General features: G+C 68.3%; 25 protein-coding genes and 1 pseudogene. 14 read left to right on the forward strand and 12 right to left on the reverse strand.

Annotated elements, in window-relative coordinates; all coding sequences use genetic code 11:
- Positions 1–2,551 (reverse strand): AAA family ATPase (locus FE811_RS17900; protein ID WP_140848288.1); only part of this gene is annotated, 2,551 nt, incomplete at its 3' end.
- Positions 2,552–2,704: 153 nt separating this feature from the next.
- On the opposite strand from FE811_RS17900, the gene FE811_RS17905 reads away from it, so the two are divergent.
- The gene (locus tag FE811_RS17905) at positions 2,705–3,058 is read left to right on the forward strand and encodes a CidA/LrgA family protein (RefSeq protein ID WP_036751614.1); all 354 of its coding nucleotides are present in this window, start codon (positions 2,705–2,707) and stop codon (positions 3,056–3,058) included.
- Positions 3,055–3,771, forward strand: a complete 717-nt coding sequence (locus FE811_RS17910) for an LrgB family protein (RefSeq protein WP_036751616.1) — start codon at positions 3,055–3,057, stop codon at positions 3,769–3,771. Before FE811_RS17905 ends, FE811_RS17910 begins: the two co-directional genes overlap by 4 nt.
- A gap of 63 nt (positions 3,772–3,834) precedes the next feature.
- Here the strand turns inward: FE811_RS17910 and FE811_RS17915 are convergent, their stop codons facing one another.
- Positions 3,835–4,260 carry a VOC family protein gene (locus FE811_RS17915; protein WP_036751618.1) on the reverse strand — a complete coding sequence of 142 codons (426 nt, stop codon included), beginning with the start codon at positions 4,258–4,260 and terminating at the stop codon, positions 3,835–3,837.
- 254 nt (positions 4,261–4,514) lie between these two features.
- Complete coding sequence (locus tag FE811_RS17920) at positions 4,515–4,835, reverse strand: DUF6280 family protein (RefSeq protein ID WP_024842734.1); 321 nt, start codon at positions 4,833–4,835, stop codon at positions 4,515–4,517.
- A 346-nt stretch (positions 4,836–5,181) separates the two neighbouring features.
- Between FE811_RS17920 and efp the strand changes: the two genes are divergently transcribed.
- From efp to FE811_RS17975, 11 genes are all read left to right on the forward strand, one after another.
- Entirely contained in the window at positions 5,182–5,745 is a 564-nt protein-coding gene (efp, locus tag FE811_RS17925; RefSeq protein WP_036751620.1) for an elongation factor P, read from the forward strand.
- Positions 5,746–5,851: 106 nt separating this feature from the next.
- A complete protein-coding gene (locus tag FE811_RS17930; RefSeq protein WP_116223184.1) occupies positions 5,852–6,601 on the forward strand; it encodes a hypothetical protein in 750 nt (249 codons plus the stop codon).
- 39 nt (positions 6,602–6,640) lie between these two features.
- Positions 6,641–7,000 (forward strand): GNAT family N-acetyltransferase, encoded by a 360-nt coding sequence (locus FE811_RS17935; RefSeq protein WP_338117763.1) that lies wholly within the window; start codon positions 6,641–6,643, stop codon positions 6,998–7,000.
- Between the two features lie 239 nt (positions 7,001–7,239).
- The gene (gene chvE, locus FE811_RS17940; protein ID WP_036751624.1) at positions 7,240–8,304 is read left to right on the forward strand and encodes a multiple monosaccharide ABC transporter substrate-binding protein; all 1,065 of its coding nucleotides are present in this window, start codon (positions 7,240–7,242) and stop codon (positions 8,302–8,304) included.
- Between the two features lie 62 nt (positions 8,305–8,366).
- Positions 8,367–9,941 carry a multiple monosaccharide ABC transporter ATP-binding protein gene (gene mmsA / locus FE811_RS17945; RefSeq protein ID WP_116223185.1) on the forward strand — a complete coding sequence of 525 codons (1,575 nt, stop codon included), beginning with the start codon at positions 8,367–8,369 and terminating at the stop codon, positions 9,939–9,941.
- Positions 9,934–11,118, forward strand: coding sequence for a multiple monosaccharide ABC transporter permease (gene mmsB, locus FE811_RS17950; RefSeq protein WP_116223186.1), 1,185 nt, complete (start codon positions 9,934–9,936; stop codon positions 11,116–11,118). The genes mmsA and mmsB overlap by 8 nt, the downstream gene beginning before the upstream one ends.
- Positions 11,115–12,047, forward strand: coding sequence for a 2-dehydro-3-deoxygalactonokinase (locus FE811_RS17955; RefSeq protein ID WP_244295378.1), 933 nt, complete (start codon positions 11,115–11,117; stop codon positions 12,045–12,047). Before mmsB ends, FE811_RS17955 begins: the two co-directional genes overlap by 4 nt.
- The gene (locus tag FE811_RS17960) at positions 12,044–12,646 is read left to right on the forward strand and encodes a 2-dehydro-3-deoxy-6-phosphogalactonate aldolase (protein ID WP_116223187.1); all 603 of its coding nucleotides are present in this window, start codon (positions 12,044–12,046) and stop codon (positions 12,644–12,646) included. The genes FE811_RS17955 and FE811_RS17960 overlap by 4 nt, the downstream gene beginning before the upstream one ends.
- Positions 12,643–13,488, forward strand: a complete 846-nt coding sequence (locus tag FE811_RS17965; protein WP_116223188.1) for an SMP-30/gluconolactonase/LRE family protein — start codon at positions 12,643–12,645, stop codon at positions 13,486–13,488. Before FE811_RS17960 ends, FE811_RS17965 begins: the two co-directional genes overlap by 4 nt.
- Entirely contained in the window at positions 13,485–14,495 is a 1,011-nt protein-coding gene (locus FE811_RS17970; RefSeq protein WP_233253487.1) for an aldose epimerase family protein, read from the forward strand. The genes FE811_RS17965 and FE811_RS17970 overlap by 4 nt, the downstream gene beginning before the upstream one ends.
- 44 nt (positions 14,496–14,539) lie before the next feature.
- Positions 14,540–15,262 carry a GntR family transcriptional regulator gene (locus FE811_RS17975; protein WP_036758671.1) on the forward strand — a complete coding sequence of 241 codons (723 nt, stop codon included), beginning with the start codon at positions 14,540–14,542 and terminating at the stop codon, positions 15,260–15,262.
- A 115-nt stretch (positions 15,263–15,377) separates the two neighbouring features.
- Here the strand turns inward: FE811_RS17975 and FE811_RS17980 are convergent, their stop codons facing one another.
- From FE811_RS17980 to FE811_RS17990, 3 genes are all read right to left on the reverse strand, one after another.
- Complete coding sequence (locus FE811_RS17980) at positions 15,378–16,223, reverse strand: ureidoglycolate lyase (RefSeq protein ID WP_116223189.1); 846 nt, start codon at positions 16,221–16,223, stop codon at positions 15,378–15,380.
- Positions 16,224–16,252: 29 nt separating this feature from the next.
- Positions 16,253–16,990, reverse strand: coding sequence for an SDR family oxidoreductase (locus FE811_RS17985; protein WP_036758666.1), 738 nt, complete (start codon positions 16,988–16,990; stop codon positions 16,253–16,255).
- An 87-nt stretch (positions 16,991–17,077) separates the two neighbouring features.
- Positions 17,078–18,529: an aldehyde dehydrogenase family protein gene (locus FE811_RS17990; protein ID WP_116223190.1), complete on the reverse strand. Its 1,452-nt coding sequence runs from the start codon at positions 18,527–18,529 to the stop codon at positions 17,078–17,080.
- A gap of 161 nt (positions 18,530–18,690) precedes the next feature.
- Here FE811_RS17990 and FE811_RS17995 point away from each other — a divergent pair, with 161 nt between their 5' ends.
- Positions 18,691–19,347 carry a peroxiredoxin gene (locus tag FE811_RS17995; RefSeq protein WP_116223191.1) on the forward strand — a complete coding sequence of 219 codons (657 nt, stop codon included), beginning with the start codon at positions 18,691–18,693 and terminating at the stop codon, positions 19,345–19,347.
- 33 nt (positions 19,348–19,380) lie between these two features.
- Here FE811_RS17995 and FE811_RS18000 read toward each other — a convergent pair whose 3' ends face one another.
- From FE811_RS18000 to FE811_RS27540, 6 genes and pseudogenes are all read right to left on the reverse strand, one after another.
- Positions 19,381–20,145 (reverse strand): glycosyltransferase family 25 protein, encoded by a 765-nt coding sequence (locus FE811_RS18000; protein ID WP_116223192.1) that lies wholly within the window; start codon positions 20,143–20,145, stop codon positions 19,381–19,383.
- Between the two features lie 44 nt (positions 20,146–20,189).
- Entirely contained in the window at positions 20,190–20,936 is a 747-nt protein-coding gene (locus tag FE811_RS18005; RefSeq protein ID WP_233253488.1) for a hypothetical protein, read from the reverse strand.
- A gap of 4 nt (positions 20,937–20,940) precedes the next feature.
- Positions 20,941–21,837: a hypothetical protein gene (locus FE811_RS18010; protein WP_116223194.1), complete on the reverse strand. Its 897-nt coding sequence runs from the start codon at positions 21,835–21,837 to the stop codon at positions 20,941–20,943.
- A gap of 1 nt (position 21,838) precedes the next feature.
- Entirely contained in the window at positions 21,839–22,585 is a 747-nt protein-coding gene (locus FE811_RS18015; RefSeq protein ID WP_166435619.1) for a glycosyltransferase family 25 protein, read from the reverse strand.
- Positions 22,586–22,663: 78 nt separating this feature from the next.
- The gene (pnp, locus tag FE811_RS18020; RefSeq protein WP_036758720.1) at positions 22,664–24,808 is read right to left on the reverse strand and encodes a polyribonucleotide nucleotidyltransferase; all 2,145 of its coding nucleotides are present in this window, start codon (positions 24,806–24,808) and stop codon (positions 22,664–22,666) included.
- 241 nt (positions 24,809–25,049) lie between these two features.
- A pseudogene (locus tag FE811_RS27540) lies at positions 25,050–25,384 on the reverse strand (hypothetical protein); the annotation flags it as partial.

A 25,384-nucleotide genomic window follows, 5' to 3' on the forward strand; every position in this document is an offset into this window, starting at 1 on the left:
CACGGGCGCGGGCCAGGCGGGCGGCGGCCTGCGCCTCGGCCTCGGTCAGCACGCCGCGGCGCTCGGCCAGGATCTCGGGCTGGGCCTCGGCTTCCTCCAGATCCTCCGCCGCCTGCTCGCGGCGGGCGGCCAGTTCGGCGGCGCGGGTGCCGGCCTGATCCAGCCGCAGCCGCCAGCCGGATTCCTCCTTGGCGATCTCTTGCAGGCGCTTCACCCGCGCATTGGCCTCGCGCCGCAGCTCGTCCAGCCCGCTGCGCCGGGTCATGGTGGCGATGCGCGCCGCCTCGACCCCGGTGCGGGCATGTTCCAGCGCCGCGGCCGCCGCACCGCGGTCGGGCAGCTCGGCCAGCGCCCGCTCGGCCTCGGCCAGCCTGGCGCGGGCGTCCAGCGCATCCTCGCGATGCCGGGCCAGTTCGGCGCGGGCGGATTCGGCGCGGCTTTGGGCCATGGCCAGTTCGGATTCGGCACGGGTCACGGCGCGCACGGCGTCCGAGAGCCCGCGCTCGGCCTCGCGCCTTGCGTCGCGGGCGCGCTTCTCGGCCTCGGTCGCGGCCAGGTGGCGGTCGCGCAGCGCCTGATGCGCGGCCTGCGCATCCTCGGCGCGGGCCTGCGCCGCCCCGGCCTGTTTAGCCAGTTCGGCCAGCTGGTTGACCTTTTGCAGATGCAGCGCGGCCGAGGACGCCGCCTCGCCCGCCATCACCCGCATGCCGTCCCAGCGGAACAGGTCGCCCGCCCGCGTGACCAGCCGCTGGCCGGGGGCAAGCCGGGCCTGCATCGCCGCGCCCATGGCCGCATCCGCGACCAGCCCGACCTGCGACAGCCGCCGCGCCAGCGCCTCCGGCCCCTCGACATGCGGCGCCAAGGGCTCGGCGCCCTCGGGCAGTGCCTGCGGTGCGTCATAGCCCGGCAGCAGGTGCCAGCCCGAGCCATCATCGGCCAGCCCGACGCCCAGGTCGTCGCCCAGCGCCGCGCCAAAGGCGGTCTCATGACCGCGCGCGACCCGCACCAGGTCCAGGATCGAATCGCCGCCCTGCCCGCGTTCCACCAGCCGCTTCAGCGCCGCCATCTCGGCATTCAGCGCCGAGACCTCGCCCTCGGCCTCGGCCCGAGCCGCACGGGCGGCGGATTCCTCGGCCTCCAGCGCGCCGCGGGCTTCCTCGGCTTCGGCCAGCGCTTCTTCGGCGGATTCGACGCGCTCGCGGGCCTCTTCCTGCGCTTCCTCGGCAGCTTCGCGGGCCGCATCGGCCTCGGCGCCGGCATCGGCGGCGCGGGCGGCGGCGGCCTCGGCCTCGGCGGCGGCGCGGGTGGCGCGTTCCTGCATCTGGCGCAGGTCGTGGACCAGCCGCTCGGCCGATTGGTGGCGGGCGGCAAGGCGGGCGGATTCGTCGGTCAGCTCGGCCAGCTTGGCCTCGACCTCGCGCAGGGCCTCGGCGGCCTCTTCGGCGGCGGTGCCGGCGGCGTCCAGCCGCTGGTCATGGCCCTGCCCGGCCTTTTCCAGTTCGCGCCTTTCCCATTCCAGCCGCTCGATCACCTCGCCGGCGTCGCGGTTCAGCGCCGATTCCCGCTCGATGTCGCGATCGAGCTGGGCGATGCGCGCCAGAAGCGTCTGGATCGCCTGGCCGGCGCGGGCCTCGGCCTCGTCCAGCGCCTCGCGCTCGACGGTGGCACGGGACAGGATGGCGGCGGCGACCTGTTCCTCCTCGCGCAGCGGCGGCAGCTTCGCCTCGGCCTCCTCGCGGGCGGCGATGGCGCGGCGGGCCTGGGCTTCGGCATCAGTGGCGGCGCGGATCGCGGCGCGCAGCGCCTCGGCGGTCGCGGCCTTGGCCTGGTCGGCCTCGGCCCAGCGGCGATACAACAGCACCCCTTCGGCCCGGCGCAGCGCGGCGCCGATCTCGCGATAGCGCGCGGCGGCGCGGGCCTGCCGCGCCAGGCTGGCCGCCTGCGTGGACAGCTGGTCCAGCGTGTCGTCGACCCGCGTCAGGTTCGCCTCGGCCGCGTTCAGCCGCAACTCGGCCTCGTGCCGGCGCTGGTAGAGGCCGGAGATCCCCGCCGCCTCCTCCAGCACGCGCCGCCTTGCCTTGGGCTTGGCGTTGATCAGCTCGGAAATCTGTCCCTGCCGCACCAGCGCCGGCGAATGCGCCCCGGTCGAGGCATCCGCGAACAGCATCTGCACGTCGCGCGCCCGCACCTCCTTGCCGTTGATGCGATAGGCGGAACCGGCGTCGCGGGTGATGCGGCGGGTGATGTCCAGCGAATCCGCGTCGTTCAGCCCGGCGGGGGCAAGGCGGTCCTTGTTGTCGATGGTCAGCGTGACCTCGGCATGGGCGCGGGCGGAACGCCGCGCGGTGCCGGCAAAGATCACGTCCTCCATCCCGTCGCCGCGCATGGCGGTGGGCCGGTTTTCGCCCATGACCCAGCGCAGCGCCTCGAGCAGGTTCGACTTGCCGCAGCCGTTCGGGCCAACCACGCCGGTCAGGCCCTCGTGGATGACCAGGTCGGTCGGGTCCACGAAGCTCTTGAAACCATTGAGGCGCAGGCGGTCGAAACGCAATGCGAAGGGTCCACGAAGATCGTTCAAATCCCCCGGATTCTTCGCCATCGGGCCGCTCAAGTCAACACAAACCCCCAGATATGGCGGGCGCTCGGCGGTTATCCACAAGATTTAAGGGTTCACCACAAGAAATCCGCTGCTAATCTGGCCGGCATGATTCCCGCGCTTGCCATCATCCTGGTCTTCCAGCTCATCGGCGAGGTTGCCACGCGCAGCCTTGGCCTTTTGTTGCCCGGCCCGGTGCTGGGCCTGCTGCTGCTGGTGCTGTCCTGCACGCTGCGCCCGGCGCTGGCCGAGATGCTGCGCCCGGTCGTCACCGGCATCCTGGGCCATCTGTCGCTGTTCTTCGTGCCGGCGGGGGTGGGCGTGGTGGCGCATCTGGGGCAGTTTCGCAGCGACGGGCTGGCGGTGGCGCTGGCACTGACCGTCTCGACCGCGCTCGCCATTGCAGCGGGGGCGCTGGTGTTTCGCGCCGTGGTGCGCTGGACGGGCGGGTCCGAGGAATGACCGACGCGGCGCTGATCTGGAGCTATTTGACCCAAGGGCCGCTTCTGTGGCTGACGGCGACGCTGATCGCCTATTGGCTGGGCGACACCTTCTTTCGCGCCATGGGCCGGCAAAGCTGGGCCAATCCGGTGCTGTGCGCGGTGATCCTGCTGGCCTGCGTGCTGGGGCTGACCGGCACCAGCTACCAGACCTATTTCGAGGGCGCGCAATTCGTGCATTTCATGCTGGGCCCGGCCACGGTGGCGCTGGGAATGCCGCTTTACGACAACCTGCGCCGGGTCAGGAAGGCGGCGCTGCCGCTGGTCGCGGCGCTGCTGGCGGGCTCGGTGACGGCGGTGGTCTCGGCGCTGGCCATCGGCAAGGCTTTCGGGCTGTCCGAGGTGATGCTGGCCAGCCTGGCGCCGAAATCGACCACCGCCCCCGTCGCCATCGGCATCGCCGAGGGCCTGGGCGGCGAGCCCACGATCACCGCCGTCCTGGTGCTGGTCACGGGCATCTTCGGCGCGATCATCGCCACGCCGCTGCTGAACGCGCTGGGGATTCGCGACTGGCGGGCGCGCGGCTTTTCGCTGGGCGTGGCCGCGCATGGCATCGGCACGGCGCGCGCCTTCCAGGTGAACGAGACCGCCGGCGCCTTTGCCGGCATCGGCATGGGGTTGAATGCGGTGCTGACCTCGATCATCGCACCGCTGGCGCTGCGGCTGTTCGGGTAAGGGGGCAAGGAGCTTGAGCCCTTAGCTCCGGCCTAAATTCGGACCAGCGACTCGCAGAAGAAATCAATCCTCTGCCGGAAGCAGTTCCGGGTTCCAGACAATTTCCCACAAGTGCCCGTTTGGGTCGCGGAAATAGCCCGCATAGCCGCCGTAGAACGTGTCCTGCGCGGGTTTGACGATCTCTGCACCTGCCTGTTCCGCAGCGGCCATGATCTGATCGACCTCCTCCCGTCGCCTTACGTTATGGCCGATGGTGAAGGCGGTCGGACTGACGGGCCGCTTCGGCAAGCCGGTATCATGGGAAATGTCGGCCTGGGCCCAGAGCGCCAGTTTCAGCCCGCCAGAGAGATCGAAGAACGCCACCGCGCCATGCTCGAACTCCTGGCCGACGATGCCTTTCGTGGGTAGCCCAAGGCCGTCGCGGTAGAAGGAAAGCGATTGTTCCAGATCGGCAACGCCGAGCGTCAGAACGGAAATCCTGGGTTTCATGCCATGCCCTTTCTATCGACACCTGCACCGCGCAGGCGTCTTGATAGTCTTGGGCCGTTGCCAGCAACGGAAGGACCCGCAGGGCGGGGGCCGGGCCAACCTTCCCGAGCCTAACCTGTTTCAGACGAGCAGATGCTAGGCCGAGGGTTCTGGCCGGTCAAGGTCGGGCATGTCCCGCCAAGCTGACCTTCCCTCGCCGATTCAACGAAAAAGGCCGCCCCGCGGGACGGCCCATCAGCGCGCGACGGGGGCGATTACGCCGCGTCGGCTTCCTCGGCGGCGTGGCGGCGTTCGCTTTCCTCGCGCGACAGCGCGACCGAGGTGCGCACGCCCTTGGCCACGAATTCCATCAGCCCCTTCACGACACGCTCGTTCGGGTCGATGCCGGCGCAGGACAACACCTCGCGCCCATCGCGCGAGCGTGCCCAACGTGCAATCTGATCGGGCCCGTTGCCGTATTTTTTGTCATCGGCGATCGCATCGTCCAGCGCAGCCAGCACAACGGCGGCAAAAAGCTTGCGGGCCCGCTGTCCCTGTTCGAAATTGAAAGCCGAGCCATCCACGAAATCGCGCATCATCATTATCCTGTTTTTCTTGCGGAGCCCCCGCACCTTGGCCCTTGCCAAGGCTGCTGCATCATCTTGCCTCTAGGCGGCGCTGGCCGGCTTAGCCGATCCGTGCCGTGATTCGGTATGCCTCCAGCCGCATGACCGCCATGCACAGGGCGCAAGCCCCGGCAGATACGCAGAATAGCCGCTAAAAGCAACGATCTTGCGACATGCAGAAATGCGATGGCACCCTTGACAACGCATGAAACGCGTTTCGGTTGCCTTGAGGCACGGCAATGGATATAGGTGCCCGCAATCGCGGTTCAACCCCCGAGCCCTGGGCGATTTTCCAATTCTTTCAAGGTGATCCTGAATGGCCAAGATCAATGGCAATGAAATCAAGCCCGGTGTCGTGCTGGACCATGACGGCGGGCTGTGGGCGGCGGTCAAGGTGAACCACGTCAAGCCCGGCAAAGGCGGCGCCTTTGCCCAGGTCGAGCTGAAGAACCTGCGCGACGGGCGCAAGCTGAACGAACGCTTCCGTTCCGAGGACAAGGTCGAGCAGGTGCAGCTGGAGACCAAGGACCAGCAGTTCCTGTACGAATCCGACGGCAAGCTGGTGTTCATGGACAGCGAAACCTTCGAGCAGACCGAGCTTGACGCCGATCTGCTGGGCGAGCGGCGGCCCTTCCTGCAGGACGGCATGGTCGCGGCGGTGGAATATTACGGCGACGAGGCGCTGTCGGTGCGCATCCCGCAGAAGGTGGTCTGCCGCGTGGCCGAGACCGAGCCGGTGCTGAACGGCCAGACCGCCGCGAAAAGCTTCAAGCCGGCGATCCTGGACAACGGGGTGCGCGTCATGATCCCGCCCTTCGTCGGGGTGGACGAGGCCATCGTCGTCAATACCGAGCTTTTCGAGTATTCCGAACGCGCCTGAGCCGGCCGTCGGCCCGTTCTCGCCGCGCGTCACGACGAATATGGCCAAGCGCGCCGCACGGTCATAGGATCGGCGAAAGGGCAATGTCGAACGGCGGTGGGTCGCGATGGCGAAAGGGATCGGAAAGACGGGAAAAGGCCGGGCCGGCAAGGGCAAAGCCCTTCCGCTGCGCCAGGTTCCCGACGCTTCCGACGGGCTGGACGAGGTCCGCGCCGCCATGGGCGAGGCGATCGAGCGGCTTTCCCGGCTCGAGGATGTCATGTGCGAGATGATCCAGGCCGGGCTTGCCCCCACCGTGGGCGGCGGCGAGGGGCTGATCGCCACCGGCCCGCCCAGGGAAATCGCCGAGGCCGAGGTCTCGGCCGCCCTTGCCGCGATCCTGGCCACCACGCCCAGGAGCGCCGAATCGCATACGACAGCCGGCCCGCAGGACGCGGCCGGCACCGCCGGAAGCGCGCCCGTTCCCGGCTATATCTCGCGCCGCATGCTGGTGGAGCTGGCGGTCGGCCTGGGCGAAACCCCGCTGCATGCCCGACCCTGCGCCCGGCGGGGGCTGCACCTGGTCGGCGGCGCGCGCCAGGGCACGCCCGTGCCGCTTTACCTGCGGCTTGACCGGCACCTGCGCCTGCCGCTCGACTGCGGCTCGAATTCGCTGGAGATCGAGCGCCGGCTGGGCGGGCGCTGGCACCGCACCGGGCTGCGCGCCATCAAGGACGGCATGGGCGGGATCGAGATCGACATCGCCATGCTGGAACGGCTGGCCGGGCCGTTCTCGCCGGAATTGCGCCGCGCCCTGACGCTGGATTCCCGGCCGCCGCCGAACCGCCACGGACCGCCCCGCCCGCAGCCAGAGTGACGGCCAGGCCCCTTGGCCGCAACGTCGCAAGCGCCGGGGATGGACCGGATCGGACCCGCCATGCGTTATGGCGGCAACGAGACGGAGGAAACCATGGTGCAACCGACCATCCATGTCACCCATGAGGATTACGGCAGTTCCGGCCGCTATGCCGTCGCCATGACCGGAATCGAGGGCGAGGCGGAACTGACCTGGCATGCCGGGGGGCCCGGCATCATCGTCGCCGACCATACCTATGCGCCCGACGCCATGCGCGGCTCGGGCGCCGCCGCCGCCATGGTGCGGCGGCTGGTTGCGGATGCGCGCGCCCGCGGCGTGCTGATCGTGCCGGCCTGCAGCTATGTGCGCGCCCAGTTCGAGCGCAATCCCGATTGGTCCGACCTCTGCGCCGATGCCTGAAGCCGCCCCGGCCGGCATCTGCATATCAATTGCGGTATGCAAACACACTTTCTGCATGATTGACGGACATATCGGCCGGGTCTAGCCTCGCGGTGGGATGGGTGGTCCGCGACCGCCGCCGCCGCGCAGAATCGTCGCAGGAGCCGGTTTTCCGCGTCCCGCGCAACAAGGGGGAAGCACCGGCTGGCCATGGCCGTGGAGGCGGCCGCCAACCGGGGCAATATCGACAGGGAGGATTTATGCGGAATCTCAGGAAATACGCCCTGGCTCTGGCCTCGGCGGCGGCGCTTTCGCTGCCCGGCCTGGCCGCGGCCGAGGGCATGGTCGGGATCTCGATGCCGACCAAGACCTCGGCGCGCTGGATCGACGACGGCAACAACATGGTCAAGCAATTCCAGGAGGCGGGCTACCAGACCGACCTGCAATATGCCGACGACGACATCCCCAACCAGCTGGCGCAGATCGAGAACATGATCACCAAGGGCGTGAACGTGCTGGTGATCGCCGCCATCGACGGCACCACGCTGTCGAACGCGCTGGCCAATGCCAAGGCCGCGGACATCAAGGTCATCGCCTATGACCGGCTGATCCGCGACACGCCCGACATCGACTATTACGCCACCTTCGACAACTTCAAGGTCGGGGTCGAGCAGGCGACCACCCTGGTCGACGGGCTCAAGGAACGCTTCCCGGACGAAAAGCCCTGGAACGTGGAACTGTTCGGCGGCAGCCCGGACGACAACAACGCCTATTTCTTCTATGACGGCGCCATGTCGGTGATCCAGCCGCTGATCGACGACGGCTCGGTGGTGGTCGCCTCGGGGCAGATGGGCATGGACAAGGTGGGCACGCTGCGCTGGGATCCGGCCACGGCCCAGGCGCGCATGGACAACATCCTGTCGGCCAATTACACCGACAAGCAGGTGCATGGGGTGCTGTCGCCCTATGACGGGCTGTCCATCGGCATCCTGTCGTCGCTGAAAGGCGTGGGCTACGGCTCGGGCGACCTGGCCATGCCCATCGTCACCGGCCAGGATGCCGAGATCCAGTCGGTCAAGTCGATCCTGTCCGGCGAGCAATATTCCACCATCTTCAAGGACACGCGCGAACTGGCCCGCGTCACCGTCGGCATGGTCAACGCGATGATGAAGGGCGAGGAGCCCGAGGTGAACGACACCGAAAGCTACGACAACGGCGTCAAGACCGTGCCCTCATACCTGCTGGAGCCGGTGGCCGTGACCGAAAAGAACCTTGCCGAGGTTCTGGTCGGCTCGGGCTATTATACCGAAGACCAGCTGAAGTGACCTTCGCGCGCCGCCGCAGGACTATTGCGGCGGCGCCATCCGCGTGACCGCAGGGGGTGGCCATGGACGCGATTCTGGAAATGCGGGGGATCACCAAGGAATTTCCCGGCGTGAAGGCCCTGGACGACGTCAACATGACCGTCCGGCGCGGCGAGATCCGCGCGCTGGTCGGCGAGAACGGCGCCGGCAAATCCACGCTGATGAAGGTGCTGTCGGGCGTCTATCCGCATGGCAGCTATCAGGGCGAGATCCTCTATGGCGGCCGGCCGATGGCATTTCGCGACATCAAGGACAGCGAGGCGCAGGGCATCGTCATCATCCACCAGGAACTGGCGCTGGTGCCGCAGATGTCGATCGCCGAGAACATCTTCCTGGGCAACGAGATCGCCCAGCGCGGCGTCATCGACCGGCGCGAGACCAACCGCCGCACCGCCGAGCTGCTGGCGCAGGTCGGCCTGCGCGAAAGCCCGGAAACCAAGGTCGGCGGCCTGGGCATGGGCAAGCAGCAGCTGATCGAGATCGCCAAGGCGCTGTCGAAAAAGGTCGACCTGCTGATCCTGGACGAGCCGACCTCGTCGCTGAACGAGAACGACAGCGACGCGCTGCTGCGCCTGCTTGCCAGTTTCCGCGACCGGGGCATGACGGCGATCCTGATCTCGCACAAGCTCAACGAGATCAGCCAGGTCTGCGACAGCATCACCGTGCTGCGCGACGGCGCGACGGTGGCGCATCACGGCGGCATGGTCGAGGAATCGCGCATCATCCGCGACATGGTCGGCCGCTCGATGAACGACCGCTATCCGCCGCGCCAGCCGAAGGTCGGCGAGGTGGTGATGCAGGTCAGGGACTGGACCGTCGCCGATCCCGCGCGCGAAGGCCGCCTGCTGGTCAAGGGCGCCGGTTTCGAGCTGCGGCGCGGCGAGGTTCTGGGCATCGCCGGGCTGATGGGCGCGGGCCGCACCGAACTGGCGATGAGCCTGTTCGGCCGCTCGATGGGCGAGTGGAAATCGGGCGCGGTCACGCTGCACGGCAAGCCGGCCGACCTGTCCACCGTGCCGCGCGCGATCCGCGCCGGGCTGGCCTATGTGACCGAGGACCGCAAGTCGCTGGGCCTGGTGCTGGACGACACCATCCGCCGCAACATCCCGCTGGCGAACCTGGCCGGCATCTCGGTCCGCGGCGTGGTGGACCGCCAGCGCGAGGGGGCGGTGGCGCGCGACTATCGGAGCCGCATCAACATCCGCTCGCCCTCGGTCGAAAGCCGGGCGGTGAACCTGTCGGGCGGCAACCAGCAAAAGGTGGTGCTGGCGAAATGGCTGTTCGCCGAGCCCGAGATCCTGATCCTGGACGAGCCGACGCGCGGCATCGACGTGGGCGCGAAATATGAAATCTACACCATCATCCGCGACCTTGCCGCCGCCGGAAAATCGATCATCGTCATCTCGTCGGAAATGCCCGAGCTGCTGGGCATCACCGACCGCATCCTGGTCATGAACGAGGGCCGGCTGGTGGGCGAGATGCCGACGGCCGAGGCCACGCAGGAACGCATCATGCAGGTCATCATCCGCTCGGGCCACGACCTGACCGACGAAACCGTCACCCCCGAGGAAATCGAGGCAGAGGCCGCCCATGTCTGACACGACCACCGAACGCCGCGGCGACACCTTCGGCTTCATCCGCCGCAACATCCGCGAATACGGCATCCTCTTTGCGCTGATCGTCATCATGGCCTTCTTCCAGGTGGTGACGGGCGGCATCCTGTTCCGGCCGGTGAACCTGACCAACCTGTTCCTGCAAAACAGCCATATCGTCATCATGGCGGTCGGCATGCTGCTGGTCATCGTCGCCGGCCATATCGACCTGTCCGTCGGCTCGGTCGCGGCCTTCGTCGGCGCGCTTTCGGCGCTGATGATCGTCCGGCTGGACCTGCCGATCCCGGTCGTCGTGGTGCTGAGCCTGGCCGCCGGCGCGGTAATCGGCGGCATCCAGGGCTATTGGATCGCCTATTGGAAGATCCCCAGCTTCATCGTCACCCTGGCGGGGATGCTGGTGTTCCGCGGCCTGACCATGTGGATCCTGCAAGGCCAGTCGATCGGCCCCTTCCCGCGCGAATTCCAGATGATCGCCTCGGGCTTCATCCCGGACCTCTTCGGCCCCGACAAGCCCAACACACTGTCTCTGATCCTGGGCTGGGGCGCGGCGCTGGCGATCCTGTGGCTGCAGATCCGCGGCCGCAAGCGGGAAGAGGCGGTGGGTATCGTGGACGAGCCCTTCGCCTTCTTCGCCGCCAAGAACGCGCTGATCTTCCTGGCGCTGGTCTGGATGACCTGGGTGCTGGCGAATTTCCGCGGCCTGCCGAATGTCTTCATGGTCATGGCGATTCTGGTCGCGCTTTACGCCTTCGTGTCCGAGCGCACCACCATCGGCCGGCGCATCTATGCCATCGGCGGCAATGCCAAGGCGGCCAAGCTTTCGGGCATCAATGCCGAGCGGGTGGTGTTCCTGACCTTCATGAACATGGGGATGCTGGCGGCGCTGGCCGGGATCGTGGTCTCGGCCCGGCTGAACTCGGCCACGCCCAAGGCCGGCGTGGGGTTCGAACTCGACGTGATCGCGGCGGTGTTCATCGGCGGCGCCTCGATGGCGGGCGGGGTCGGCACGGTGATCGGCGCAGTGGTCGGCGCCTTCATCATGGGAGTGATGAACAACGGCATGTCGATCCTGGGCATCGGCATCGACTACCAGCAGGTCATCAAGGGGCTGGTGCTGATGGCCGCGGTGATCTTCGACGTCTCGAACAAGAGCAAGGCGTGACGCCTGAACCAACCGCCGATGCCCCGACCGCCCCCGGCTGGATCGCCGTCGACTGGGGCACCACAAGGCTGCGCGCCTGGGCCATGCGCGGCGCGCGGCCGGTGGACGCCCGCGCCTCGGACCGCGGCATGGGCAGGCTGGCCCCGGCCGGGTTCGAGCCGGCGCTGCTCGACCTGATCGGCGACTGGCTGTCCGCGGCCGGCCGGATGCGCGTCATCGCCTGCGGCATGGCCGGCGCCCGCGGCGGCTGGGCCGAGGCCGAATACCGCGCCGTCCCCTGCCCGCCCATCGACCCGCGCCGCGCCATCCGCGCCCCCGCCCGCGACCCGCGGCTGGATGTCCGCATCCTGCCCGGCCTGTCGCAGGCCGAGCCCCCCGACGTCATGCGCGGCGAGGAAACCCAGATCGCCGGTTTCCTGGCCGAGAACCCCGGTTTCGACGGCGCGCTCTGCCTGCCCGGCACGCATAGCAAATGGGTGCGCCTGTCGCAGGGCCGGGTCGAGCGTTTCCGCAGCTTCATGACCGGCGAGGTCTTTTCGCTGCTTGCCGGCCAGTCGGTGCTGCGGCTGACCATCGACGCGGCCCGCCCCGACCCTGCGGCCCTTGCCGAAGCCGGGGCCGAGGCGCTGGCCGATCCCCGTGCCGCGCAATCCGGGCTGTTTCCCCTGCGCGCCGCCGCCCTGCTGCAGGGGCTGGCGCCGGCTCAGGCGGCCGGTCGCCTTTCGGGCCTGCTGATCGGCGCCGAACTGGCCGCCGCGCGCGACTTCTGGCAGGACGGCCCGACCGCGATCATCGGCGCGCCCGACCTGGCGCGGCTTTACGAAACCCTGCTGCTGGCGGCCGGCGCGCAGGCATGCCACAAGGACGGCACGGCGCTGGTCCTGGCCGGCCTTGCCGCCGCCAGCCTCGATTTGCCGGAGGACACATGACCCTGCCCATCATCGCCATCCTGCGCGGCCTGACCCCGGCCGAGGCCCTGCCCGTCGCCCGCGCCCTGGTCGATGCCGGCATCGACCGCATCGAGGTGCCGCTGAACTCGCCCGACCCGCTGGAAAGCATCCGGCTGATGACAGGGGGGCTGGCCGGGCAGGCGACCATCGGCGCCGGAACCGTGCTGACGGTGGATGAGGTCGCGCAGGTGGCCGATGCCGGCGGGCGGATGATCGTCTCGCCCAATGCCGATCCGGCGGTGATCGGCGCGACGCGGGCGCGCGGCCTGCAATCCTGGCCCGGCGTCTTCACCGCCACCGAATGCTTCGCCGCCATCGCCGCGGGCGCGACCGGGCTGAAGCTGTTTCCCGCCGACCAGGCCGGCACCGGCACGCTCAGGGCGCTGCGCGCGGTGCTGCCGCGCGACATGCCGGTCTATGCCGTGGGCGGCGCCGGCCCGGCGAATTTCGCCGAATGGCTGGATGCCGGGGCGCAGGGCTTCGGCATCGGCAGCGCGCTCTATCGCCCCGGCGACGGGGCCGAGACGGTCGCGGCCCGCGCGCGCGACATCGTGGCGGCGCTGCGGGCCTGCGCATGAACGCGCGGGTCTTCGACCCCCGCATCTGCGAACTGGGCGAAGGCGCCTTCTGGCATCCCGAACGCGCCCAGCCCTTCTGGTTCGACATCCTCGGCCGCCGGCTTTTGTCGCGGCTGGACGACGGGACCGAGCTGGAATGGCGCTTCGAAGAGATGGTCTCGGCCGCGGGCTGGATCGACCGCGACCGCCTGCTGATCGCCAGCGAAACCGGGCTGATCCGCTTCGACCTGCGCGACGGCCGCCAGGAACGGCTGGCCGCGCTGGAAGCCGACCGGCCCGGCAACCGCTCGAACGACGGGCGGGCCGATGCTTTCGGCGGTTTCTGGATCGGCACGATGGAACGCGACGGAAGGGCTGGAAAGGGGGCGATTTATCGCTATCTTGACGGAGAGTTGCGCCTGCTGCGGGGGAACATGTCCATCCCGAATGCGATCTGCTTTTCTCCCGACGGTCGCCTGGCCTATTTCGCCGACACCGCCGCCCAGACCGTCTGGTCGCAAGACCTGGACGCGCGCGGCTGGCCCTGCGCCGAGGCCCGCGTCTTCCTGGACCTGGCCGGGACCGACCAGTTCCCCGACGGCGCCGTCACCGACGCGCAGGGGCGGTTCTGGAACGCGCGCTGGGGCAGCGGCGCGGTCGCCTGCCATGCGCCGGACGGCCGCCTGCTGCGCCGCCTGTCCTTGCCCGCCAGCCAGCCCAGCTGCCCGGCCTTCGGCGGCCCCGGCCTTGCGCAGCTGATCGTGACCAGCGCCGCCGAGGGCCGGCACGGGCCGCAGGACGGCCGGACCTGGCTGCTGGATCCCGACGCCCAGGGCCGGCCGGAACCGCGGGTCCGGGCATGATGCCACGCACATTCGGCCTGCTGCCGGACGGCCGGCCGGTGATGCAGGCGACGATCTCGGGCCATGGGCTGACGGCCTCGGTCATCACGCTGGGTGCCTCGCTCCAGGATCTGCGGCTGGCCGGGATCGGGCATCCGCTGGTGCTGGGCTTTCCGCGGCTCGCGCCCTATCTGGACGAGGGCCGCTATTTCGGCGCGGTGATCGGGCGCTATGCCAACCGCATCGCCCATGGCCGCGCGGCGCTGGACGGGCAAAGGCTGCAGCTGGACCGCAACCAGGACGGCCGCCACATGCTGCACGGCGGCCACGACGGCTGCGGCACGCGCAACTGGATGCTGGCCGACTGGGACGAAAGCTCGGTGGCGCTGGCCGATCACCTGCCCGCGGGCCACATGGGCTTTCCCGGCGCCATGCTGATCCGCGCGACCTGGTCCATCCTGCCCGGCCCGGTCCTGATGCTGACCATCCTGGCCACCTCGGACGACACCACCTTCTGCAACTTCGCCCAGCACAGCTATTTCAACCTGGATGGCACCGATACCGTGGCCGGCCACCGGCTGACCGTCCCGGCCGAAACCTACCTGCCGGTGGACGAGGACATGATCCCACTGGGCGCGCCCGCGGCGGTCCAGGGCACGCATCTGGATTTCCGCAATCCCGTCACCCTGGCCGAGCGGCTCAAGGGGCCGCGCATCGACCACAACCTCTGCCTTTCGGACCGGCGCCGCATCGTGCCGCGCAAGGCGGCGGTGCTCCAGGCGGGCGGGCTGATGATGACCCTGCGCTCGACCGAGCCGGGGCTGCAAGTCTATGCCGGCGAACACCTGGCGCCCGGCGCGCCCGGCCTTGGCGGCCGGCCCTATGGCCGCCATGCCGGCATCGCGCTGGAATCGCAGCTCTGGCCGGACGCGCCCAACCATGCCGGCTATCCCTCGGCGCGGCTGGAGGCGGGGCAGCTCTACCGCCAGACCACGGTGATGAGCTTTCACCGCAGCCCCAAAGGTTGACGCAAGGTCCGGTCCCGAACTAATGCGGGTTCCAGGGAGGATTCATGGACCCCGCATCGACCGAAACCCTTTCCGCCACGGGGGGCCCGCCGCCCTTCGCGGCGCAATTGCACGCCCGCCTGCGCCAGCGCATCATCCGCGGCGAGCTGCCGCCCGGCACGCGCCTCTCCGAACAGGAGATCGCCGACCAATGCGCCCTGTCGCGCCAGCCTGTGCGCGAGGCCTTCATCCGCCTCGCCGGCGAGGGCCTGCTCGAGGTGCGGCCGCAGCGCGGCACCTTCGTCACCCGCATCGACATGGAATGGGTGCTGTGTACGCGCTTCATCCGCGAATCGGTCGAGGCCGACACCGTCCGCCTGGCCGCCGCCTGCGCCCCGCCCCAGGATTGCGAGGCCCTGTTCGCCCAGATCGCCCGGCAAGAGGCCGAGGCCGACCCCACCGCGCTGGCCCAGCTGGACGAGGAATTCCACGCCACCCTGGCCGCGATCGCCGGCAAGGCAAGGGTCTGGAGCCACCTGCAGCAGATGAAGATGCATCTCGACCGCGCCCGCCACCTGCTGACGGCGATGACGCCCAAGGACACCATGCTGGCCCAGCACCGCGCCGTGGCCGAGGCCATCGCCGCCCGCGACCCCGACCGGGCCGAGGCCGCCATCCGCCAGCACCTGCGCCGCGTGCTGCTGGACCTGCCCGGCGTGCTGCGGCTGTCGCCCGACTATTTCACCAAGACCGACACGCTGGCGGAAACCCTGGCCGCCGAAAGCTGACGGCCTTCTTCGTTCTCCAAATACCCATTGCGACCGCGCCGCCGGCCGCTGCCTTGCCAGCTTCCGCGCAGCCTCTCCGCTTCACCGTTTCCGAAATACGCGCCCACCCGCGCGGTCAATCGCGGCAGCGCACCCTCTGGCGCTGCTCGCCCAGGCCCTCGATGCCCAGCCGCATGACCTCGCCCCCGCGCAAGAACACCGGCGGCGTCGCGCCCATGCCGACTCCCGGCGGCGTGCCCGTCGTGATCACATCCCCCGGCATCAGCGTCATCAGCCGCGAGCAATAGGCGACGATCTCGGCCACGCCGAAGATCATCGTCGCGGTCGAGCCCTGCTGGCGGCGCAGCCCATCCACCTCCAGCCACAGCTCCAGCGCCTGCGGGTCGGGCACCTCGTCGCGCGTCACCAGCCAGGGGCCGATCGGGCCGAAGGTATCGAAGCCCTTGCCCTTGTCCCAGGTGCCGCCGCGCTCGGCCTGCCATTCGCGCTCGCTCACGTCGTTGACCACGCAATAGCCGGCGACATGGTCCAGTGCCGCCGTCTCGGAAACATGGCTCGCGCGCGAACCGATGACCACGCCCAGCTCGACCTCCCAATCGGTCTTCTGCGCGCCGGGCGGGATCACCACGTCGTCGTCCGGGCCGATGATGCAGCTGGTCCATTTGTTGAACACCACCGGCTCGGCCGGCACCGGCAGCCCGGCCTCGGCGGCGTGGTCGGCATAGTTCAGCCCGATGGCGACGAATTTCGGCACCTGGCCCACGCAGGGCCCCAGCCGCGGCTGGCCCGAGACGATGGGCAGCCCGTCCAGGTCCAGCGCCGCGATCCCGGCCAGCCCCTCGGGCCCCAGCACCGCGCCGGCGATGTCGGCGACATGGGCCGACAGGTCGCGGATGCGGCCTTCGGCGTCCAGAAGCCCCGGCTTTTCCCGGCCCGGCGGGCCATAGCGCAGCAGTTTCATCCCTGATCCTTTCGCTTGTCCGGGCCCGTTCAGCCGCGCCCGACAAAGGGCATGTTCGTCGCCATCACCGTCATGTGCAGCACATTGGCGCCCTCGGGCAGGCTGGCCATGTGCAGCACCGCCTCGGCCACGTTCGCGGCGTCCATCACCGGCTCGGGCCGGATCGAGCCGTCGGCCTGCGGCGCGCCCTGCGTCGCCACGGCGGCAATCATCTCGGTCGCAGCATTGCCGGCGTCGATCTGGCCGCAGGCGATGCCGAACGGCCGCCCGTCCAGCGCCAGCGTCCGCGTCAGCCCCGTCACCGCGTGTTTCGAGACCGTATAGGGCACCGAGCCGGGGCGCGGCGCCTCGGCCGCGATCGAGCCGTTGTTGATGATCCGCCCGCCCATCGGCTGCTGCCGCCGCATCTGCCGGAAAGCGGCGCGGGCGCACAGGAACATGCCGTCGATGTTCACCCGCGCCACGCCCTGCCACTCCTCCCAGGAAATCTCGTCGATCAGCCGCGAGATCAGGATGGCGCCGGCATTGTTGAACAGCACGTCCAGCCGCCCCCATTGCGCCACCGCGCGGGCAAAGGCGGCATCGACCGCCTCGGGCACCGTCACGTCGCAGGGCAGGACCAGCGCCTGCGGATGGCCGTCCGCGGTCTCGGCCAGGGCCGCCTCGCGCCGGCCGATCAGCCCGACGCGCCAGCCGGCGTCAAGAAACCGCCGCGCGGTCAGCCGGCCGATGCCGCTGCCGCCGCCGGTGATCAGGATGGTCTTCATCTGTCGCGCCCCCTCGGCTTTCGCGGCGCGGATGCTAGCGGCACGGCCCCGCAAGGAAAAGGGCCGCCCGCCAGGCGGCCCCGCACGTCAGGCATCGGGATCCCAGCCGCTGATCTGCTTGCTGTCCATGAACTCCTCCAGCCCCCAGACGCCGCCCTCGCGCGCCCGGCCCGAGGCCTTGACGCCGCCGAAGGCCGAGCCCCTGCCCCGGCCCTGCCCGTTCATCTCGACCATACCGGCGCGCAGCTGCCGCGCCAGCCGGTTGCGCCGTGCGCCGTCGCTGGTCTGCACATAGTTGGTCAGGCCATAGATCGTGTCGTTGGCGATCGCGACCGCCTCTTGCTCGCTGTCGAAGGGGATGATCGACAGCACCGGGCCAAAGATCTCCTGCCGGGCGATGGTCATGTCGTTGGTCACGTCGGCAAAGACCGTCGGGCGCACGAAATAGCCGCGATTGACGCCCTCGGGCAGGCCGGGGCCGCCGGCGACCAGGCGCGCGCCCTCGTCGATGCCCTTCTGGATCAGGTCCTGGATCTTGTCCCATTGCTGCTTGCTGACCACGGGGCCGATATGGCGCCCCGGCTGGTGGGCCGTCGCCACCGCGGTCTCCTCGGCCACCTTGCGGGCCTGCTCGACCGCGGTTTCGTAAAAGGACCGCTCGACCAGCATCCGCGTCGGCGCGTTGCAGGACTGGCCGCTGTTGTAGAAGCAATGCCGCGCCCCGCGCGTCACCGCCTTGTCGTCGGCATCGGCAAAGACCAGGTTGGCGCCCTTGCCGCCCAGTTCCAGCGCCACCTTCTTCAGCGTATCGGCAGCCGCCTTGGTGATGGCGATGCCGGCGCGGGTCGAGCCGGTAAAGCTGATCATGTCCACGTCGGGATGCACCGAAAGCTGCGAGCCCACGCCCGCGCCGTCGCCGTTCACCATGTTGTAGACCCCCGGCGGCAGCCCGGCCTCGTCCACGATCTCGGTAAAGACGACCGAGGACAGCGGCGCGATCTCGCTGGGCTTCAGCACCACGGTATCGCCGGCCAGCAGCGCCGGGATCACCTTCAGCGTGACCTGGTTCATCGGCCAGTTCCAGGGCGTGATCAGCCCGACCACGCCGACCGGCTCCCATGCCACCATGCTGGTCGGCGTGTCGGGGCGCAGCGGCCGGATGAACTCGAAATCCCGGAACGCCTCGATGAAGGTCTCGATGTGATAGCTGCCCGCCGCGGCCTGGTCGTTCAGCGACATGTCCTGCGGCGCGCCCATCTCGGCACTGATGGCGGCGGCCATGTCGGGCGCGCGGCGCTTGTAGATTTCCAGGATCTTCTCGACATGGGCCAGTCGCTGGGCCGGGGGCGTCGCCGCCCAGGCCGGGAAGGCCGCCTTGGCCGCGGCCACCGCCGCATCGGTGTCGGCCTGGCCGCCCAGGCTGATCACCGCCACCGCCTCCTCGGTCGAGGGGTCGATCACCTCCAGGTCGTTGGGCGCGCGCGGCGCAACCCATTCGCCGCCTATGTAGAATTTCCGCTTGTCGGCAAGTCCGCTCATGAGAGCCTCCCTTGATCTGCGATTGGCCCGCAGACTGGCACCCGCAAGACCGGGCTGCAAGCCGCAGCGGCCCTGCGAATTATCACGACTGAACAGATCGAGTTGGACAATCCGCCGCAGATGCCTATCTTGTCGCCGAAGGCCAACCGAAAGGATCTGCAATGTCCCTGCGCATCAACGACACCGCCCCGGATTTCACCGCCAATTCGACCGAGGGCCAGATCAGTTTCCACAACTGGATCGGTGACAGCTATGCGGTTCTTTTCTCGCATCCGCGCGATTTCACCCCGGTCTGCACCACGGAATTCGGCGTGGTGGCGCAGCTGGTGCCCGAGTTCGAGAAGCGCGGCACCAAGGTTCTGGGCGTCTCGGTCGATTCGGCCGAGGACCACGGCAAATGGAAGGCCGACATCGAGAAGGTCGCAGGCGTCCCGGCGAATTTCGCCATCATCGACGACACCGAACTGACGGTGGCCAAGGCCTATGACATGCTGCCGGCCGATTACTACCTGCCGGCCGAGGGCCGCACGCCGCAGCATTCGGCCACGGTGCGCACGGTCTTCATCATCGGGCCGGACAAGAAGGTGCGGCTGACGATGACCTATCCGATGTCGGTCGGCCGCAACTTCGCCGAGATCATCCGCGCGCTGGACGCGGTGCAAAAGACCGACGGCGTGCCGCTGGCCACCCCGGCGAACTGGGAACCGGGCCAGGACGTGATCGTGGCGCTGGCGCTGGACGACGCGGCGGCCGAGGCGAAATACGGCCAGCTGAACAAGGCGCTGCCCTATCTGCGCTTTGCCAAGGATCCGGCCTGATCCTGCAAGGCCGCGGCACCGCCCGCGGCCTTTCTACCGGCGTGCCAGCCGCCGCTTGTGGCGCCACGCGATCAGCTTGTTGACGATCTGCCGGCGCTGCTTGATCAATCCGTAAAGCGGGTGCCGCCCGCCTGCCGACCGCTTGCCCTTGCCGTCTTCGATCTGGCTTTCCACGCCGGTCGTCGTGACCAGAGGCGGCCAGACCGCCAGCCCCCGGTCGTTGCGGGTCAGCCAGTGGCGGAAATGATTGTCCACGCCCGCCGTGATGCGCCGATGAGTGCGGACAAAGGTTTCGGCCCCCTGCCGCGACCAGAGCAGCGCGGTGGCCGTCATCGGAAAGTAATGGGCGCGGGTCAGCTCATGATGCCGACCCGCAACCTCGAACCCCATGACCGGGGTATAGATCTTGTGCTGTCTGGCGCCGAGATTGATCAGATCCCAGTCGCGATCATGCCGGTCCAGCCAGCCCATGAGGACGCGCATCCCCTCGGCAAAGCCCGGCTGCAGCTGCATGTCATCCTCGAACACCAGGCCATATTCGGCGCCGCTGTCCAGAAAGCGCCGCGCACAGTCGAGATGGCTGAGATAGCAGCCGATCTCGCCCCCGCGCAAAGGCCGGCCCATATAGGCCATCGCCCCAGCGGGATCGTAATCGGGAAATTCCTCGACCCGCAGCGCCCTGCCGTCAAAGGCCGGGACGCGCTCGAAGGGCACGCCCGCCTCGTCCAACTGCCGGGAGGCTGAACGAAGCCGCTCGTCCGAGCCGTCCAGGTTGATGAGATAGGCGGGAAGGCGCATCTATCCGCCCCTCGCGACCAAGCAATCCGACAAGCCAAGGACACTCATGTCTCGTCCTCCCACCAACCGGTGCGGTCGCGGCGGTGCAGCGCCCGGAGCCGGGCAAAAGCCGTATCGTTGACCTGCATCCGATCATAGACCGTCTTGAGGATCATCCCCGCAGAACCAGCGGCGAAGAAGGGCTCCAGCCGCCAATACATGTTGCGCAGCGTATCGTCGGTGCCGACGGTAAAAACCGACATCCCCTCGAAAAGCGGAACCAGTTCGGTCTGGAGTTCTTCGATCCGCTCCGGCAGCGGCGCCGATGTCTCCGCACCGCGGACATAGCGGTCGGATTCACCGATCTTGACGGTATTGGCCAGAAGCGAGGCCATCATCGCGACCGCGCGGGCCTGCGGATCAGGGCCATGGTCGGCAAAGGTATCCGCCGCCGAGATCAGCCAGCGCAGGTTCAGGTGCCGACACAGAAACTCCGCCTCCTGCGCCCAAAGCGCGGTGAATTGGCCGAGACTTTCGGCCAGCCGCACCTCGCGACGGATCAGAACGATCAGCGTGGCGTGATGCAGCAAAAGCTCGGGGCGGCCCGAAAACTCGCAGCGCAGGTTTGCCAGGTGCCGCTCCAGCGACTTATCCGAGCCGCGGGTCTGCACCGGCTCGCCCGCCTGGACGATCCGCTCGCGCATCGCGACCAGGTCGGGGGCGGCCAGGACATGTCGCCGCGCGCCCCAACGCTTGCGATGCTGATTGAGCGAAAAGAAGCGCTCTAGCCGGGATTTCCTGCGCCTGACCATTCGCCTATGTCCGCCGCGAGACGATCGCATCCAGTTGCGGATCGAAACTGAAATCAAGGTTCGCCAGCGCGGCGCGATAGCCAGCGCTCAGGTCGTCGCTTCCAATCTCATCCTTCGGCCGGGCCGAGGCGTTCACATAGGCCTTGAGCCGGCGCGATGCCTGTTTCTGGTCGATGAAGGGCCGGATCTTGCGCCCGAACGGATAATAGAACAGCCTGTCACGCAGATCGCGGATCTTGGGCCGGGGAGTGCGGGACACCCCGCCGTTGAACCATTGGCTCGCCAGCGCCGTTTCGCGAGCGGTGCGGAACCAGGCCAGGCTGAAAAGCACCTGATCCCAGACATTCGGATGCTGGTCGCAAAGCCGCACCCATTCCGCCAGCATCCTGCCCGTCGCCTCGGTGGCGTTAAGGTAAATCAAATAGGAAATATCTTCCCACCCCGCGCGGCGGACGAAAGCCACATCAAAGGGATTGCCCATCAGAAAGCTGGGCGGCCGCAGGATCGCTGCATCCGCGTCGATCCAGCAGACCGGGCGGCCGCTGTCTTGCCAGGCCGCCTGGATCACCCGCGCCTTGAGCCCGGTATTGGCGACCCATGACCCGCGCGACGCCACCGGCTCGATCCGATGGGGCAGGCCGTAGCGGTCCAGCGAGGCGCGCAGATCGGCGGCAAGCGCCTCATATGGCGTATCGGTGGTATAGTAGGAAACGAAAAGCGGCGGCTCGCCCTGGGGGGTTTCGTAAAGCGCGATCTCTTGCGTGAGATCGGCCGTGCAGGCCAGATCGACACCGTCCGGGCGGCGCAGATGGGCAATCACCCTGCCCCGCGGGTCCGCCAGCGCCTCTGGCACCGGCCGGAAGGACAGGCCCGCCCCTGCGATATAATCCGAAGGTGTCATGCTAGGAGTCCACGCGGCGCGCCAGCCTGCGCCGAACAAGCCCGCGGTAATAACTTGCCTTAAGGAAACGGGCCGGATTCCTCTTTTCACAGGGCCGCTGCATCTCCGCAACGGTTCGCTCCTGGGCTAGATGCGAAAGCCCCTGTCCCGGAGGGGCATGATGCACGACACGCGGGGCGACCAACCAAGCTCGCGAATCATACAAGTCCACGGGCCAGTCGGACACGAAACTGACCGGGGTCATCGCCTGCAACAGCTCATGCGCCATGTTTCGGGACAGCGTGTAGCCGGTGCAGCCCGATGCCCGTCGCGTCGGACGATACATCAACCACCGACCGGCTTTCCTGCGTTGCCAGGGCAGCGCGCGGCCGGAATAGTGATACAGCAAGGCCAACGTATCGGTCAAATGGTGCCCCGCACGAATGAAGTCGGGAAAGTCCGGCGTCAGGATTGCATCATCCTCAAGCACGAGCGCCCCATCAAGACCCTCGGCCATGATAATCTCGTAAATACGCCGATGCGACAAGGCGCAGGCAAATTCCGAATCCGTCATCGGCCGTTTCAGTCGATCCTGAGCGGCGTCGCGGTCGATCATCGGCAAGTATTCCGGCGGCAGGCCCCGCCGTCCATCGACCCCGTAGACCAGGCGCCATTGCAAGCCGTTTTCGGCAAGCCGGTCCAACAATGGCTGACGACGCGCCTCGTCGCCTGCCAATGTCAATACGAAGATCGGCCAATTCGTCTGCATCGTTGATATCCCGTCCCGCCGAACATGGAGGAGCCCCGGCATTGCCGAGGCTCCAACAGTCGAATCGCGGCGAAAGCCTCAGCCTTCGGCCGATTCCTCTTTCTTCTCGGTGATCTCTTCACCGGTCTCCTGGTCGACCATCTTCATGCCCAGGCGCACCTTGCCGCGGTCGTCGAAGCCCAGAAGCTTGACCTTGACCTCCTGGCCCTCCTTCAGCACCTCGTTGGGGTGGTTCAGGCGCTTGTTGGCGATCTGGCTGACATGCACCAGCCCGTCGCGCTTGCCGAAGAAGTTCACGAAGGCGCCGAAATCGACCAGCTTCACGACCTTGCCGACATAGACCTTGCCCTCTTCCGGCTCGGCCACGATCGAATAGATCATGTCATAGGCCTTCTTGATCGAATCGGCATTGGCCGAGGCGATCTTGATGGTGCCGTCGTCGCTGATGTCGACTTTCGCACCCGAGGTCTCGACGATCTCGCGGATCACCTTGCCGCCCGAGCCGATCACTTCGCGGATCTTGTCGGTCGGGATGGTCATCGTCTCGATGCGCGGGGCATGGGCGCTGAACTCGCGCCGGCCTTCGGACAGCGCCTTGGACATCTCGGCCAGGATGTGCAGCCGGCCGTCCTTGGCCTGGGCCAGCGCCTGCTCCATGATCTCGGGCGTGATACCCGCGACCTTGATGTCCATTTGCAGGCTGGTGATGCCGTTTTCCGTGCCCGCGACCTTGAAGTCCATGTCGCCCAGGTGGTCCTCGTCGCCCAGGATGTCGGTCAGCACCGCCCAGCGGCCGTCCTCTTCCAGGATCAGGCCCATGGCGACGCCGGCGACCGGCGCCTTCAGCGGCACGCCCGCATCCATCATCGACAGCGAACCGCCGCAGACCGAGGCCATCGAGGACGAGCCGTTCGACTCGGTGATCTCGGAAACCACGCGGATGGTATAGGGGAAGTCGGTCGCGGCCGGCAGAACGGCCTGCAGCGCACGCCAAGCCAGCTTGCCATGGCCGATCTCGCGACGGCCGGGGCTGCCGACGCGGCCCACCTCGCCCACCGAATAGGGCGGGAAGTTGTAGTGCAGCAGGAAGTTCGAGCGGGAATTGCCATGCAGCGCGTCGATGATCTGCTCGTCGTCGCCGGTGCCCAGCGTGGTCACGACCAGCGCCTGCGTCTCGCCGCGGGTGAACAGCGACGAGCCGTGGGTGCGCGGCAGGAAGCCGACTTCGCAGTCGATGGGCCGCACGGTCTTGTTGTCGCGGCCGTCGATGCGCGGGCGGCCGTCGATGATGCCGCCGCGCAGGATGCCCGATTCCAGCTTCTTCAGCGCCGAGCCCAGGTTCGGGTCGAGCCGCTCTTCCTCGGTCAGCCCTTCGAGGATCTTCACCTTCACGGCCTCGATGGTGTCGCGGCGCTCACCCTTGTCGTGGATGGCATAGGCGGCACGCATCTCGGTCTCGCCCAGCGATTTCACGCGGGCGTAAAGCGGGCTGTAATCCGGCGAGGCGAAGGGGAAGGGTTCCTTGGCGGCGGCCTCGGCCAGGTCGATGATCAGGTCGATCACCGGCTGCATCGCCTCGTGGCCGAATTTCACCGCGCCCAGCATCTCGGCCTCGGTCAGCTCATAGGCTTCCGATTCGACCATCATCACCGCGTCGCGGGTGCCGGCGACCACCAGGTCCAGCCGCTGCTCGGGGTTGCCGCGCAGCTGGTCCATGTCCTGCACCTCGGGGTTCAGGACGTATTCGCCATTGGCGAAGCCGACGCGGGCGGCGGCGATCGGGCCCATGAAGGGCACGCCGGAAATCGTCAGCGCGGCCGAGGCGGCGATCATGGCGACGATGTCGGGATCGTTGACCAGATCGTGGCTCAGCACCGTGCACATCACCAGCACTTCATGCTTGAAGCCGGGGGCGAACAGCGGGCGGATCGGACGGTCGATCAGGCGCGCGGTCAGGGTTTCCTTTTCCGAAGGCCGGGCCTCGCGCTTGAAGAAACCGCCGGGGATCTTGCCGGCGGCATAGTATTTTTCCTGGTAATGCACCGTCAGGGGAAAGAAGTCCTGGCCGGGCTTGGGTTCTTTCGCGAAAGTGACGTTGGCCATCACGCTGGTCTCGCCCAGGGTGGCGATGACCGAGCCGTCGGCCTGGCGGGCAACCTTGCCCGTTTCCAGCGTGAGCGTTTCCTGGCCCCACTGGATGGATTTCTTCACTTCATCAAACATCTGGTTTCCTCTGGCGACGCGCCGGCCCTTCCGGTCGCGTCCCGTGTCAAATGGCGGCCCCATTGCCGCCGCCCCTATCCTTCGCATGTGCCCAGGGGCCTGGCGTCACGTCACAGATGGAGACGCCCCATACAGGAAATCAAGGCACATGGAAAGTGGCTTGGCATCCGCCCCGCCCCTGCGAATCGAAGCGGGCGGCGCCCGGTCGGCAGCCGCCCGCCTTGTTCCGCGCATGGGGCGATCAGGCCACGGCCAGCGTTCTGGACGCGGCGGCTTCCTGATCGGCCTTCAGCACCTTCACCGCCTTTTCGGTCCTTTCGGCGGCCGCGTCGGTCGGCCAGGGCCGGGTGCTGAGCGCGGCGACGCGATCGACCATGGTCTGCACGCCCTCCCTGTCCTGGGCCTTGATCGCCCAGGCGCGGGCCAGCGCCTCGGCATCGGGATCGGCGGCTTGGGCCGCGCTTCTGGCCGCGGCTGCGGCTGGGGCCGCAACCTCGTCCGGGGTGGCCGCATCAACCCCGCCGGACGCGGCCGCCGCCTGGGCCGGAGCCTGCGCGGCCAGTACCACGGCGGCCG

It is taken from the genome of Paracoccus sp. FO-3, assembly GCF_006386455.1.
GTDB lineage: Bacteria > Pseudomonadota > Alphaproteobacteria > Rhodobacterales > Rhodobacteraceae > Paracoccus > Paracoccus versutus.